This window comes from Herbiconiux sp. 320_LB (assembly GCF_059691755.1).
This window is the reverse complement of sequence record NZ_JCAWAD010000003.1, coordinates 655,908-669,976: the sequence shown is the minus strand read 5'-3', so window position 1 is coordinate 669,976 and position 14,069 is coordinate 655,908. Positions and strand designations below refer to the sequence as shown.

Annotated in this window: 12 protein-coding genes; 8 read left to right on the top strand and 4 right to left on the bottom strand. The window is 69.8% G+C overall.

The genetic code is table 11. The annotated features are described in order from the left end of the window. Positions 1-394 precede the first annotated feature (394 nt). The 3 genes from AC59HU_RS11005 to rfbB form a co-directional block, all read right to left on the bottom strand. The gene (locus AC59HU_RS11005; RefSeq protein ID WP_497223427.1) at positions 395-1,534 is read right to left on the bottom strand and encodes a glycosyltransferase family 4 protein; all 1,140 of its coding nucleotides are present in this window, start codon (positions 1,532-1,534) and stop codon (positions 395-397) included. Further along, complete coding sequence (rfbD, locus tag AC59HU_RS11000; RefSeq protein WP_497223426.1) at positions 1,534-2,385, bottom strand: dTDP-4-dehydrorhamnose reductase; 852 nt, start codon at positions 2,383-2,385, stop codon at positions 1,534-1,536. The genes AC59HU_RS11005 and rfbD overlap by 1 nt, the downstream gene beginning before the upstream one ends. A gap of 63 nt (positions 2,386-2,448) precedes the next feature. After that, on the bottom strand, positions 2,449-3,435 hold the full coding sequence (rfbB, locus tag AC59HU_RS10995; protein WP_497223425.1) for a dTDP-glucose 4,6-dehydratase: 987 nt from the start codon (positions 3,433-3,435) through the stop codon (positions 2,449-2,451). Between the two features lie 135 nt (positions 3,436-3,570). On the opposite strand from rfbB, the gene AC59HU_RS10990 reads away from it, so the two are divergent. From AC59HU_RS10990 to rffA, 5 genes are read left to right on the top strand one after another with little or no spacing between them, the layout of a single operon-like run. Next, complete coding sequence (locus AC59HU_RS10990; RefSeq protein WP_497223424.1) at positions 3,571-4,077, top strand: GtrA family protein; 507 nt, start codon at positions 3,571-3,573, stop codon at positions 4,075-4,077. Next, positions 4,077-4,919, top strand: coding sequence for a glycosyltransferase family 2 protein (locus tag AC59HU_RS10985; protein ID WP_497223423.1), 843 nt, complete (start codon positions 4,077-4,079; stop codon positions 4,917-4,919). The genes AC59HU_RS10990 and AC59HU_RS10985 overlap by 1 nt, the downstream gene beginning before the upstream one ends. Then, complete coding sequence (locus AC59HU_RS10980) at positions 4,916-6,676, top strand: hypothetical protein (protein WP_497223422.1); 1,761 nt, start codon at positions 4,916-4,918, stop codon at positions 6,674-6,676. The genes AC59HU_RS10985 and AC59HU_RS10980 overlap by 4 nt, the downstream gene beginning before the upstream one ends. Before the next feature lie 14 nt (positions 6,677-6,690). Next, a complete protein-coding gene (locus AC59HU_RS10975; RefSeq protein ID WP_497223421.1) occupies positions 6,691-7,815 on the top strand; it encodes a glycosyltransferase in 1,125 nt (374 codons plus the stop codon). Further along, positions 7,805-8,992, top strand: coding sequence for a dTDP-4-amino-4,6-dideoxygalactose transaminase (rffA, locus tag AC59HU_RS10970; RefSeq protein WP_497223420.1), 1,188 nt, complete (start codon positions 7,805-7,807; stop codon positions 8,990-8,992). The genes AC59HU_RS10975 and rffA overlap by 11 nt, the downstream gene beginning before the upstream one ends. Here rffA and AC59HU_RS10965 read toward each other — a convergent pair. Beyond that, complete coding sequence (locus AC59HU_RS10965; protein ID WP_497223419.1) at positions 8,907-10,103, bottom strand: acyltransferase family protein; 1,197 nt, start codon at positions 10,101-10,103, stop codon at positions 8,907-8,909. The genes rffA and AC59HU_RS10965 overlap by 86 nt on opposite strands. Before the next feature lie 146 nt (positions 10,104-10,249). Between AC59HU_RS10965 and AC59HU_RS10960 the strand changes: the two genes are divergently transcribed. From AC59HU_RS10960 to AC59HU_RS10950, 3 genes are read left to right on the top strand one after another with little or no spacing between them, the layout of a single operon-like run. Continuing rightward, positions 10,250-12,364 carry a glycosyltransferase gene (locus AC59HU_RS10960; RefSeq protein WP_497223418.1) on the top strand — a complete coding sequence of 705 codons (2,115 nt, stop codon included), beginning with the start codon at positions 10,250-10,252 and terminating at the stop codon, positions 12,362-12,364. Beyond that, positions 12,364-13,221: an FkbM family methyltransferase gene (locus tag AC59HU_RS10955; RefSeq protein WP_497223417.1), complete on the top strand. Its 858-nt coding sequence runs from the start codon at positions 12,364-12,366 to the stop codon at positions 13,219-13,221. The genes AC59HU_RS10960 and AC59HU_RS10955 overlap by 1 nt, the downstream gene beginning before the upstream one ends. 1 nt (position 13,222) lies before the next feature. Further along, positions 13,223-14,050 carry a hypothetical protein gene (locus AC59HU_RS10950; protein WP_497223416.1) on the top strand — a complete coding sequence of 276 codons (828 nt, stop codon included), beginning with the start codon at positions 13,223-13,225 and terminating at the stop codon, positions 14,048-14,050. Positions 14,051-14,069 lie beyond the last annotated feature (19 nt).

Here is a 14,069-nt window from a genome sequence, read left to right as displayed (position 1 = left end):
GGTGGAGGCCAGCTAACGGCTTTTCCGTCCCGGCAGGTGAAGGGCCACTAACGGCCTTTCCGTCCCGGCAGGTGTGGGCTGAAACTGTCCCGCTGTGTTAGCTGCCGGGATGGGCGTGCTTCGCGCGCCCATCCCGGGTCGCGCCGGTCCCTGCCCGGCGCGACGCGACATGTTCGTGTGCGGTCGCTCACGCGGCCGCGCACTCACCCTGGGTCAACGAGGAAGGCCCGTAGCATTCCACCACCCAAGAACTCTTGGGACGGAGAGGAAAGCTGCGGGCCTTTGTCGACGACACAGGGTGAGCGCGTCGCCGGAGAGCTCGACCGTAGGCCGCGCTCTCCGACGGCACGCGAACATGTCGCCCGCGCCGCAGAGGCGGCGGCGCGGCAACTAGCTACAGATCAGCGTGCAACTGCCACACTTTGTCCGCCGAATCCCGCCACGAGAACGCCCGGGCACGGTCGAGGCCCGAGATCGAGAGGCGGGTGCGGAGGGCGGAGTCGCCGACGACCGCGCCGATGGCCTCGGCCAGCTGGCCGGCGTAGGCCTCGGGGGTGGTGCGGGGCACGATGAAAGTCGAACCGGCCGCGACCTCGACGAGGGCGGGCACATCGGCGTGGATGACAGGGGTGCCGAAGTTGAAGGCCTCCACGAGCGGGAGCCCGAAGCCCTCGGCGAGGCTGGGGTAGACGAACACCGTGGCCCGGTCGACGAGCAGGGCGAGGTCGCTGTCGCTGACGAATCCGAGTACGCGGATGCGCGACGCATCCACCCCGGCCGCCGCCGCGACGGAGGCGACGTCGAACTCGCCCCAGCCCTCGGGCCCGGCGATCAGCAGCGGCAGGTCGCCGGTCGCGGGGTGCGCGAGGGCCTGGATGAGGGCGCTCAGGCCCTTCCGCGGCTCGAGCGTGCCGACCGCGAGGATGTACTGGGCGGGAAGGTCGAGCTCGCGAGCGCGTTCGGCCGGCTCGGCGGGCAGGCGCAGCAGCTCGCTGACGGCGCCTCCGATCACCCGCACCCGGTCGCCGAAGTTGAAGTACCGCGACAGGTCTTCAGCCACGGCGTGCGTGGGCACCACGATCGCGTCGGCGTAGCGGGCGGCGCGCTTGGCCATGGCCTTGTGCCAGGTGACCCCGCGGGGGGTCAGGGTCTGCGGATGCGTCCACGGCACGACGTCATGGATCGTCACGGCCGTCTGCGTGCCGAGGTCGGCGCGGCGGTCGTGCTTGCGGAGCGGGGCGAGCAGGCTCGTGGCGTGCACCATGCCGGAACCGGAGGATCCGATCACGCCGTGCTGCCAGGCGGCGGCGAGCTCACGCCGGGGCAGGGTGGCTCGGTGCAGCCCCGCGAGACCCGGCAGCCGGGCCTCGATCTCGTCGGCCTTCTCGTTCGAGATCGCCGAGACGATGCCCTCGACGTCGCAGTTGCGCGGAGCCGTGGCGATGAGCTGCTTGGTGAGTTCGAGCGTGTACCGACCGATGCCGCCGGGGACGGGTGCGACCAGCTGGTCGACGATCACCCGCAGCGTGGCCATTACTCTCCAAAAACTCCCGAGGACGCCGCTTCGTGCAGAGCGGCCCGCCAGTCTCGCATGGGCTCCAATCCCGCTCGGGACCACGCGTCGTGCCCGAGTACGGAGTACGCGGGCCGCGGGGCGGGACGAACAAACTGCGAGCTGTCCGTTGGCTTGACTTTATCAGGGTCGAGTCCGGCTTCCTGAAAGGTTGCCTGGGCGAAGTCGAACCAGGATGCCTGCCCGGAGTTGGTGCCGTGGTAGACGCCGGCGGGCGCATCCGAATCGGCCAGCTCGACGAGCTTGCGGGCGAGATCCGCCGTCCAGGTGGGCTGCCCGACCTGGTCGTTGACGACGCTGACGGTGTCGCGCTCGCGCCCCAGACGGAGCATCGTGGCGGGGAAGTTCGGGCCGGCCGCGCCGTAGAGCCACGCGGTGCGCACGACGTAGCCGCCGGAGGGGTTCAGCCGCAGCACCGCCTCCTCGCCACCGGCCTTGGTGCGGCCGTAGGCGTTCAGCGGATCGCGCGGCTCGTCCTCGGGGTAGGGCGTCGTGGCGTCGCCCTGGAAGACGTAGTCGGTCGAGATCTGGAAGAGCTTGGCGCCGGTGGCGGCGGTCGCCTCGGCGAGGGTCGCCGGACCGATCGCGTTCACGAGGTGGGCGGCCTCCTCGTCGGTCTCCGCCGCATCCACCGCCGTGTAGGCGGCCGCGTTGAACACGACATCGATGCCGGCGACGGCCGCGGCCACCGCATCCGCATCGGTGATGTCGAGCTCGGCGCGGGTGAGGGCGGTGACGTCGCGGCCCGCGAGGGCGGCCTGCAGGTCGTGGCCGAGCATCCCGGCGGCGCCGGTGATGAGGTAGCGCGTCATGTCAGCGTCTTTCGTCGGAGCAGAGTGGAGCGAGGCGGATTCAGACCGAGCGTGCCGAGCGGTTCAGACCAGGGCGGCGCGGGCCTTGAGCGGCTCCCACCAGGTGCGGTGGTCGCGGTACCACTGCACCACGTCGGCCAGGCCCTGCTCGAACGGCACCAGGGGCTCGTAACCGAGCTCGTTCTGGATCTTGGAGATGTCGACCGAGTAGCGCAGGTCGTGACCGAGGCGGTCGGCGACGCGGTCGACGTACGACCAGTCCTTGCCGGTCGCATCCAGGAGCAGCTGGGTGAGCTCCTTGTTGGTCAGCTCGGTGCCGCCGCCGATGTTGTAGATCTCGCCGGCGCGGCCGCCGACCAGCACCATGGCGATGCCGCGGGTGTGGTCGTCGACGTGCAGCCAGTCGCGGATGTTGTTGCCCTCGCCGTAGAGGGGCACGTGCTTGTCGTCGATCAGGTTGGTGACGAACAGCGGGATGACCTTCTCGGGGAAGTGGTACGGCCCGTAGTTGTTCGAGCAGCGGGTGATCGAGATGTTCATGCCGTGCGTGCGGTGGTACGAGCGGGCGAGCAGGTCGCTGCCGGCCTTCGACGCGGAGTAGGGGGAGTTCGGCTCGAGCGGGCGGTCTTCGGCCCAGGAGCCCTCGGCGATCGAGCCGTAGACCTCGTCGGTGGAGACGTGCACGAAGCGGGGGAGGTTGTTGCGCAGCGCCGCGTCGAGCAGCTGCTGCGTGCCGAGCACGTTGGTCTCGACGAAGATCGAGGCGTCGCGCACCGAGCGGTCGACGTGCGACTCGGCGGCGAAGTGCACCACGGCGTCCAGGCCCGGGAACAGGTCGTCGAGCAGCTGGCCGTTGCGGATGTCGCCCTCGACGAAGGTGAGGCGGGGGTTCTCGGCCACGGGGAGGAGGTTGTCGAGGTTGCCCGAGTAGGTCAGCGCGTCGAGCACCACGACCTCGGCGCCCTCGAGGCCGGGATAGGCGTCCTCCAGGGTGCGGCGGACGAAGTTGGAGCCGATGAACCCGGCTCCGCCGGTGACAAGAATCTTCATGTGGGGAGGTCTCCTCGCGATGTGGTCGCCACCGAGTGTACCGGGAGCGCCCCCGCCTCCCCTGAAGCGCCCCCCTTCGGAGTACGACGGGTGTCGTGCGGGGGCGGGGTCAGGCGGGGGGCCTAGAGTGTGCACGTGACAGAGCCGGGCGACTCGGACGGCGCAGTGGACGCCGAGCGCGCCACCGACGGCGGCGCACCGCAACCCGGGCTGCTCCTCAGGGTGGTGAAAGACCGGAAGTTCGCGTTCCTGCTGGTGGGCGGCTTCAACACCGGCTTCGGGTTCGTGCTGTTCATCGCCTTCGACCTGACGGTCGGCGCCTGGCTCGACCGGACCGTCAACGAGACGGTCGGGTCGCTGGCCACCCTGTTCTGCGCCCACGTGATCGGCGTGCTGATCGCCTTCGTGCTCTACCGCCGCTTCGTCTTCCGGGTGCGCGGCCACGTCTGGCGCGACCTCGCCCGGTTCGAGAGCGTCTACCTGGTCTCGATCGGCATCAACGCGGTCATCCTGCCCATCCTGGTGAACCTCGGCTGGAACCGGATCCTGGCCCAGCTGTGCATCCTCGTCATCACCGTCGCGATCAGCTGGTTCGGCCACAAGGGCTTCTCCTTCCGCCGCACAGAAGAGGAGGAGCGCTGATGCCCCAGCTCTCCGTCGTCATCCCGAGCTACCAGAACGCCGACTTCATCGCGGCGACCGTGCGCTCGGTGCTCGACCAGGACCACCCCGACTTCGAGCTCGTGATCGCCGACCACTCCTCGACCGACGCGACCCTCGCCGAGATCGAGCGCGCGGCCGCCGGCGACCCGCGGCTGCGCATCCTGACCACCCCCACCGGCGGCGGCGCCGAGGCGAACTGGCGCCGGGTCTCCGAGGCGGCGACCGGCCAGTACCTGAAGCTCCTCCCGGGCGACGACCTCCTCTATCCCGGCGCCCTCACCGCGCACACCGAGGCGTTGGACGCGCATCCGGGAGTCGTGCTCGTCTCGAGCCCCCGCGACATCCTCGACGCGCGCGGCGCCGTGACCATCCGCAACCGCGGGCTGCAGGGCGTGCCCCGCCGCGTGCAGCCGGGGGTCGAGGCCGTGCGGCAGACCGTCCGCCGCGGCACGAACGTGTTCGGCGAACCCGGATGCGTGACCCTCCGCCGGGCGGTGCTCGAACAGGCCGGCGGCTGGGATGCGCGCTTCCCGTACCTGATCGACCAGACCACCTACACCGCGGTGCTCCTGCGCGGCGACTACCTGCCCGTCGACCGCACCCTCGCGGGCTTCCGGGTGAACGAAGGGCAGTGGAGCGTGTCACTCATGGACGAGCAGTCCTCGCAGGCCAAGGCCTACCACGCCTGGTGCCGCGCCCAGGCCCCGGACGTGATCGCCGAGCGCGACGTGTGGATCGGCGACCGCCGCGCCGAGGTCATGGCCCTCGCGCGCCGCGCCTACTACACGGTCAACGGCCGACGGATGAAGGCGGCCTCGTGATCGCTCGCCTGACCGGCTGGCGCTGGCTGCCCTACGCGGCCGCGGCCCTGCTCTCGCTCGTCGCCGTCTGGTACGGCCTCGACCTCTGGAACCTCGACTGGCGGGTTCCGCTCTACTACTCCGGCGACGCGCTCGCCGTGGCCTCGCACTTCAAGACGATCATCGAGACCGGCTGGTTCACCCAGCAGCCCGATCTCGGGGCGCCGTACGGCCAGTTCTACAGCGACTACCCGCAGGCCGACAACCTGCACTTCATCGCCGCCGACGTGCTGCGGCTGTTCACGAGCGACTTCGGCGTGGCCATGAACGTCTATTTCGTGATCGGCTTCCCGCTCGCCGCCATCACCGCGGTCTGGTTCCTGCGGCTGACCGGCGTGAGCCGCACGCTCTCGGTCGCGCTCGCCGTAGCCTTCGCGATCGCGCCGTACCACTTCATCAAGGGCGAAGGCCACCTGTTCCTCGCCGCGTACTTCGTCGTGCCGCTCGCCCTCGGCGTCGTCTACCGCGCCGCGCGCGGGATGCCGCTGTGGTCGCGGAAGGTCTTCTCCCGGCGCAACCTCTCGACCGTCGGCATCCTGGTGCTCCTGGGCACCGCGTCCAGCTACTACTCCGTCTTCGTGGCCCTCGTGCTCGCCGTGGTGGGGCTGGCGAAGCTCTGGCAGACGCACGGCTGGCGCCGGTTCTTCGGCGCCGCGGCGGCCGGGCTGGTGATCGCGGGCACCATGCTCGTGAACCTGACCCCGAGCATCCTGTACCGGCTCGCGAACGGTGCGAACGAGGCCGTGCTGGTGCGAAGCCCCCCGGAGGCCGAGCTCTACTCCTTCAAGCTCTCGGCGCTGCTGCTGCCAGTGCCGGGCCACCGGTTCGGCCCGTTCGCGACGCTGCGGCAGCTCTACGACGCCCACTACCCGCTGCCCTCCGAGGAGCCCGCCCTGGGGCTGATCGCGGCCGCCGGGTTCGTGGCCCTCGTGGTGATCGCCGTCTACGTCCTGCTGACCGCCGGCCGCACCCGCTGGGCGATGCCCCGGAAGACGCTCAGCACCCTGATCGTGCTCGCCGGCCTGGTGCTCGTGGCGTTCCTGTTCGGCACCGTGGGCGGGCTCTCGACGCTGCTGTCGTTCATCGACTTCCCGATCCGCTCCTGGAACCGCATCGCCATCCTGATCGCGATGCTCGCGCTCGCCGCGGTGGGGCTGCTGCTGGACCGCGTGGTGCGGCGCATCCGCTGGCGGTGGGCGGCCTTCCCCCTCGCGGCGCTCCTGGTCGTGGTGGCGGTGTGGGACCAGATCCCGCCGATCGACCCGCCCGCCCGGGCCGCCACGGTCGCGAGCTTCGACTCGGACCAGAGTTTCGTGCAGCAGATCGAGGCCGAGGTCGCGCCGGAGTGCCTGATCTACCAGCTGCCCTACATCGCCTTCCCCGAGTCGGTGCCGATCAACGGCGTGACCGACTCCGAGCAGCTGCGGATGTTCCTGCACTCCGACACGCTGCGCTGGTCCGGCGGCGGGATCAAGGGCCGCGCCCCGATCGATCAGGTCGGCGCCTACGGCTCGCTTCCCGTGCCCGAGATGATCACCGCGCTGCGGGGCATCGACAGCTGCGGCATCGTGGTCGACCGTGCGGCGTTCACGGATGACGGGGCCGACCTGATCGGTCAGCTCGAGCAGCAGCTCGGCGACCAGGGCGGCGCGACCTCCGCGGGCGCCTCGTTCGACTCGCCCGACGGCCGCTTCCACTTCCTGGAGATGACGAAGTGATAGCTTCCCGTGTTGTGCCCCACGACGACGCGATCCGCGACGTGACCGAGTACACCATCTCCGTGGTCGTACCCGTCTACCAGGGCGAGCGCACGCTGACGGCCGTGGTCGCCGAGCTCGAGCCGCTCACCCGCGGGGGAGTGACCCCCGAGGGCGTGCGCTACCGCATCTCCGAGGTCATCCTGGTGCACGACAACGGGCCGGACCACTCCGACACCGTGATGCGCGCACTGGAGCGGCAGCATCCCTTCGTCAGCATCCTCTGGCTCAGCCGCAACTTCGGGCAGCACGCCGCGACGATCGCCGGCATGGCGGTCTCGACGGGCCGCTGGATCCTGACGATGGACGAGGACGGCCAGCACGACCCCGCCTCGATCGGCGCCTTCCTCGACACGGCGATCCGCGAGCGGGCCGGCGTCGTCTACGCGCGCTTCACCAACGAGCGCCCGCACGGCGTGTTCCGCAGCGCCGCCTCGAAGAGCTCGAAGCGGATGCTCGGGGCCGCGTTCCACCTGCCCGACGCGTCCCAGTTCCAGAGCTACCGGCTGGTCCGCGGCGACGTCGGCCGCAAGCTCGCCGAGTTCGCCGCCACCGGGGTCTACCTCGACGTCGCCCTGTCGTGGGTGACGAACCGCGTGGCCACCGTGCCGACCCGGCTCCGCTCGGCCGACGGCCGGGTCTCGGGCTACTCGTTGCCGGCGCTGTTCGCCTACTTCTGGCGCATGGTGCTCACCAGCGGCACGGCCGGCCTCCGCGCGGTCAGCGTGCTCGGCGGCGTGATCGCGCTGATCGGTCTCGCCATCGCGGTCTACATCGTCGTCTCGCCCGAGGTCGGGCAGGACAGGGAGACCGCGGGCTGGGCCTCGACCATCGTGGTGCTGCTGCTCTGCTCGGGCGCCGTCCTGGTGTCGCTCGGCATCATCGCCGAGTACATCGGCGTCTCGCTCAACGTGGCCATGGGCCGCCCGCTCTACCTCGTGGTCGACAACCCCGAGACGATCATGCCCGACGACGCCCCCGGCACGATCCTCGCCGACGACGCCCCCGGCACGATCATGCCCGACACGATCCTCGCCGACGACGCCCCGGTCGCCGGCTCCCACCCCGACAGAACGGATCCCGCACCCGGTGCTCGATGAGATCGTCTTCAGCCGCCCCTTCCGCACCCCCGGCGAGCTGACGAACCTCGAAACGGTGCTCGCGTCCGACCACGCGCACGGTGACGGCCCGTTCACGGCCTCGGCGACGGCGCGGCTGAAGGCCATCCAGAACGCCGACCACGCCCTGCTCACCACCTCGTGCACCCACGCGCTCGAGATGGCGACCCTGCTGCTGGAGATCGGCCCGGGCGACGAGGTGGTGATGCCGAGCTTCACCTTCCCCTCGGCCGCGACCGCCGTCGTGCTGCGCGGCGCGACACCGGTATTCGTCGACATCGACCCGGCGACCGGCAACATCGACCCGGCCCTGATCGCCGAGGCCGTCACCGAGCGCACCCGCGCGGTCACGGTGATGCACTACGGCGGGGTGCCGGTCGACCTGGCGGGCGTGCTCGCGGTCACCGACCCCCTCGGCATCCCGGTGGTCGAGGACAACGCGCACGGGGTGGGCGGCCGGTCCGGCCTCACCGGCGACGACGGCGCGGCCCGGATGCTCGGCACCGTGGGCGTGCTCGGCACCCAGAGCTTCCACGACACCAAGAACGTGCACTGCGGCGAGGGCGGCGCCCTGCTGGTCAACGATCCCGCGCTGATGGAGCGCGCCGAGATCATCCGGGAGAAGGGCACGAACCGCGCCCGCTTCCTCCGCGGGGAGATCGACAAGTACACCTGGCAGGACTCCGGGTCGAGCTACCTGCTCAGCGAGCTGAACGCGGCGGTGCTGGATGCGCAGCTTGCCTCCTTCGACACCATCCAGACCGAGCGTCACCGGGTCTGGGACGGCTACGCGGAGAACCTCGGCGAGTGGGCCGACGGGATCGGGGCGCGGCTGATGTCGGAGGGCCCGGCCTTCGAGCACACCGCCCACCTGTTCTACCTGCTGATGCCCTCGCACGACGACCAGTCGGGCCTGATCGCGCACCTGCGCCGGCAGGGCGTGCGCGCCGCCTTCCACTACGTGCCGCTGGACGCGAGCCCGGCGGGCCGACGGTTCGGGCGCACCCTCCGGCCGCTCGACCGGAGTCGCGACTTCTCCGAGCGCCTGGTGCGGCTCCCGCTCTACGCGGGGCTCAGTGGTTCTCAGCAGGAACGGGTGCTTGACGGGGTTCGGTCGTACCGCCCCGCCGCGACTCGCGCCACTGCCGCGCGCGGCTGACCCAGTACGCGATGCCCTGACCGGGGCCGCGGTTCTTCAGCTTCATGACCTGCTTCTCGATCAGGTGCCAGCTGAGCCAGGCGCAGCCGAGCGAGAGCACGAACACGATCAGGATGAACGGCACGATGCCGAGCTTCTCGACCCCGAACGACGCCAGGAACTGCTGCAGCAGGAAGCCGTAGAGGTAGATGCCGTAGGAGTAGTCGTTGACCCGGCCCACCCGCCGGAAGGGCGCGGGGAGCGCGGCGGCCAGCCAGAGCAGGAAGTACGCCATCGCGGGGTAGCCGACGATCTCGAAGCCGCCGTAGTGCAGGCTCACCAGCACCACGATCAGGCCGCCGATGCCCAGGCGCCAGTCGAAGACGATCTCGTTCGCGTAGAGGGCGAAGCAGGCGCCCACGAGGAAGGCCAGGGCGAGGTTCACCAGCCGGGGGTCGGCCAGGAGCGGGATGAGGCCGCCGAAGCTGTCGGGGGACAGGTTCTTGGCCACCTGGAGGGCGAAGAAGACGCCCGTCACGATCAGCACCAGCGCCCGGGCCCGCTTCAGCACCCCGAAGAGCACGAAGGCGGCGATGATCAGGTAGCAGGACCACTCGTACGCCAAGGTCCACAACGAGCCGTTGAAGATGCTGAACCCGGTGATCGCGCCGTAGGGCGTGTCGTTGACGTAGATGTCGTGGATGCCGAACTGGGTGACTGTCAGGTTCCAGTTGTTGTAGAAGTAGCCGAACGGGTTGAGCGGCCCGGTCGTGAAGTAGGTGCCGAGCGTGCCGCCGTTGGAGAGCCAGACGATCGGGCCGACGATGAAGGCGCCCACCAGCAGCACCACCCAGAACGCCGGGAAGATGCGAAGGAACCGGTGCCAGACGAACTGCACGACGTCGGCGTTCTTGCCGGTCTTGGTGATCAGGTACCCGCTCAGCACGAAGAAGCCGGCCACGGCGACGCCGCCGAGGTTGGTCTGGTTGTGCGCCCACGGGCCGAAGGGGTCGTCGCCGAGCCCGCCGGTGGGGAAGGCGTGCGACACGATGACCATCGCGGCGAGGACGAGCCGGATCAAGCCGAGTGCGTTGTCGCGCCCCACGAAGGAGTTGCCGAAGGTCTTGATCACCGCTACACAGTAACAGTTGACGAACAGCGGACCCGGGGGTTGGGCCGGGCATGGTCTAATATCATGAGCCGCAATTTCACACGACGAAAGGCTCCACGATTTTCGCACTCACCGACACCGATGAACTGTTCGGTCGGCCCATCCAGGTGGGAGACGTCGTCGCCGCTCTGACCCTCTTCTCGGGCGGATCCACCTGGGCCCTCTGCGTCTCGAGCCTGCTCGAGCACACCAGCGCCGAGACCCCCATCGTCGTCTTCGACGACGCCGGCCCCAGTGAGATCGCGGTCGAAGAACTGGCCGAGGTCGAGAAGACCTACGGTCGCCAGGTCTTCTACTACCGCCAGCCGAAGAACCGCGGTGTCGTGGGCAACCTCAACACCGCGTTCGAGAAGCTCGCCCCCGCCGACGTGATCGTGCTGAACAGCGACATCATCGTCGGGCCGGAGTGGGACACGCGGCTGATCGCCGCCGCCCGCTCGCGCACCGACATCGCGACCGCGACCGCGCTCAGCGCCAACGCCACGATCTTCACCGTCGAGGGCCCGGAGTCGTGGAAGCTGCAGCCGCCGAGCGTCGGCGAGTTCGCGCAGATCGCGACGAAGGTCTCGGCCGCGTCGAAGCAGGTGCGCCCCTTCGTGCCGGTCGCCACCAGCTTCTGCACCTTCTTCGCCCGCCACGCGCTCAACGTCGTGGGCCTCCTCGACGAGGAGTTCAGCCCCGGCTACGGCGAGGAGGTCGACTACTCGCTCCGCTGCGTCGCCTACGGCTTCACGCACATCGCCGTCGACGACGTCTACGCCTACCACGCCACCGGTGAGTCCTTCGGCGAGGTGTCGCTCAACTGGCGCAAGATCGACAACGACGAGCTCGTCAACCGCCGCTTCGGCTTCTGGTACGACTGGATCACCGAGTTCGCCGCCGACGAGTCGACGCCGCTTGACCGGGTGCGCCGCCACACCTACGCGACCATCCACGGCCTCACGATCGCGATCGACGCGGAGCTCATCCACCCCAACCTCACCGGCACCTTCGAGGGCAGCTTCGCCCTCTCCCGCAAGCTCGCCCTGCACCCCGACGTGCAGCGGGTCATCTGGGTCGCCGCACCCGACCGCGTGCATCCGCTGCGGGCGATGCTGCGCGAGGCGAAGGTCGACACCATCGAGGTCACCACGCTCGGCGACCTGTACGCGCGCCACGTCGACATCGACGTCGCCTTCCGGCCGTACCAGGACTTCACCGGTGCGACCTGGCCGGCGCTCGCCGGCTACGCCCGCCGCAACATCATCTGGATGCTCGACCTGATCGCGCTGCAGAACCCCCACTACGCGAACGACTACGCCGACTTCTCCGCGAAGAACACCGTCGCCCGCCGCGGCTGGGACAACGCCGACGCGATCGGCGTGCTCACCCCGCACGTGGAGAAGACGCTGACCGCGTACTACTCCGGCACGAGCGACCACGAGAAGATCTTCGTGCTGCCCAACGGCTCGCCGGAGAACTCGGCCGCGACGCAGAACTGGAACCTCGAGAACCCGGGCATCGAATCGCTCGGCGACTCCCCGTACATCCTGGTGCTCGGCACGAACTACCTGCACAAGAACGTGCCGTGGCTCATGCGCGTGGGCCTGCGGCTGAAGTCGCTGGGCTGGGAGGGGCAGTTCGTCTTCGCCGGGCCGACCCCGGACACGGGTGACTCCTCGCAGCTGCAGAACGACCTCATCCGTCTCGCCGACGCCGAGTGCTTCAACTTCCTCGGCCGGGTCAGCGACAGCGACAAGGCGCGCTTGATCAGCGGAGCGACCCTGGTCGCCTCGCCGTCGATCACCGAGGGCTGGGGCATGATCCCCTCCGAGGCGATCCAGTACGGCTCGACCCCGATCTCCTCCCAGGGCGGCGGCCTCGGCGACATCGCGCCGGAGGGCGCGCGCTTCCTGAGCCTCCGCGACGACGCCGCCGACGCGCAGACGCTGTTCGAGCTGGTCACCGACCTGCCCGCGCGTCAGAAGCAGCAGGAGCTGTGGGCCGCGAAGGTGCAGGAGTACCAGTGGGCCGACTCGGCCCAGCGGGTCGTCACTGCCGCGTTCGACAGCCTGCTGCGCCACCGCCAGTTCCGGCTCGACGAGCGTCTGCGCAGCAAGGTCATCGCGACCGGCGGCGTCTCGGTGCGTCGCCGTCTGCTCGACCAGTCCGTCGTCGTCTTCCCGGTCGGCAGCCGTCGGCGCACGGCGCTCAAGCGCGTCGTCGGGAAGATGTTCGAGTGATGCGCAGCAGTCAGGCGATCCGCTCGGGTCGGTCGGAGACGCAGCCGCTCCCGACCTTCGTGCCCGCCGGTCCCATCGAGCCCGCCACCTGGGTGCGCGCCCACGGCATCGAGGTGCTCGTCCCCTCGGCCGACCAGGTCGTCACCCCGTACATGAAGCGCAAGCGCGAGTGGGACGGCACGGTGCTCTCGGCCGTGCTCGACAGCCTCAGCCCGACGAGCTCCTTCCTCGACGTGGGCGCGATGGTCGGGTACTTCTCGACCGTCGTGGCCAAGAAGATCCCGCGCGGCACGGTCGTGGCCGTGGAGCCGCTCCGGGCCAACCTGGAGCTCGCGAGCCTCAACCTCAGCAACTTCGACAACACCCTGCTGCTGGAGGGCGCGGTCACCGACTCGCCCGAGCTGGCGTGGTCGGTGGTTCCGGATGACGGCAACCGCGGCAACACGCGCGTCGGCGTCGACCGGGTCGCCGGCAGCGACGCCCCGCACGTCGCGACCGCGACCCTGCACGATCTGGTGCGCCACTTCAAGAGCGACGTCGTGAAGATCGACGTGCAGGGCATGGAGAAGGACGTCCTGGGTTCGCTCGACGTCTCGGGCAAGCTGCCGCGCAACCTCACGCTGTTCTGCGAGATCACCCCCTCGCAGTGGCGCGACGACCGGGAGATCCTCGCGGCCATCCGCCAGTTCCAGTCGGTCGGCTTCGACGCGTACTTCCTGACCGAGGCGAACGCCTACTCCACCTTCACCCCGGCCCGCCTGGAGCGCCTGGTGACCGTGGGCTCGTCGTGGGTCGACCACTTCGACATGATCATCACCCGCGGCCGCTACGCCGCGACCATCCGAGGGAGGGCCTGAGTTGGCCGAGCTGACACTGCAGCGAGCGGGATCGTTCCGTCTGGGGGGAACCGTGTTCGGCTGGTGGACGCTGGGTGACAAGGCGCTCGACGCCTGGGTCCACGTCCAGCCCGAGACCCTCAGCGAGCCCGAGGCCGGGCGGGTCTGGCTCTCCGAGGAGTTCCTCGCCCTGGCCGCCACCAAGTCGGACGACGACAGCGTGCAGGTGCTCAGCACCTGGTCGGTCTTCCAGCCCGAGTTCGACTGGCCCCTCGCGGCGCGCGAGTGCGGCTGCCTCGAGGAGCAGGGCTTCCCCGCTCTGGCGCGGGAGCTCAACGGCGACGCGCTGGTGCCCTCGCCCGGGCCGATCTTCGACCACTTCCTGCTCAAGGTGTCGCTGCTCGAGACGCTCGCCGCCTCGGCCGAGCTCGACGACACGACCGAGCTGCCGTTCAACCTGTGGGCCGGCGTCGTAGGGGTCGACAACGCGTACTTCGCACCCGCGTTCGTCGATCTCGGCGAACCGACCACGTTCATCCGGCGCAGCTCGCAGTCGCACCAGACCGGCGAGGCGCACGAGGCCTATCTGCGCGCGTTCGACGCCTTCTACTACGGTGGCCTGCCGGCCCGACTGGGCAAGACGAACAAGAAGGTCTACCTCGACACCCTCGAGTCACGACTGGGCTACAGCTTCGACGACCGGGAGACCGAGACGGTCGTGCGGAGCCTGTCGACGGTGAACGCGATGCGGATGCGGAAGTCGTTCTGCTGCACCTCGATCGAGACCCGGGGAGCGAAGATCTTCGCCTCGCGCCTCGAGAAGGTCGCGGAGTCGACGACGTTCGCCTGACCCGGCGCCCGCCTACCGG

Bases quoted from the DNA above. Each gene is read 5' to 3' on its own strand.
- AC59HU_RS11005 (WP_497223427.1), bottom strand. From the start codon at position 1,534: ATGGCCACGCTGCGGGTGATCGTCGACCAGCTGGTCGCACCCGTCCCC.
- rfbD (WP_497223426.1), bottom strand. From the start codon at position 2,385: ATGACGCGCTACCTCATCACCGGCGCCGCCGGGATGCTCGGCCACGAC.
- rfbB (WP_497223425.1), bottom strand. From the start codon at position 3,435: ATGAAGATTCTTGTCACCGGCGGAGCCGGGTTCATCGGCTCCAACTTC.
- AC59HU_RS10985 (WP_497223423.1), top strand. From the start codon at position 4,077: ATGCCCCAGCTCTCCGTCGTCATCCCGAGCTACCAGAACGCCGACTTC.
- AC59HU_RS10955 (WP_497223417.1), top strand. From the start codon at position 12,364: ATGCGCAGCAGTCAGGCGATCCGCTCGGGTCGGTCGGAGACGCAGCCG.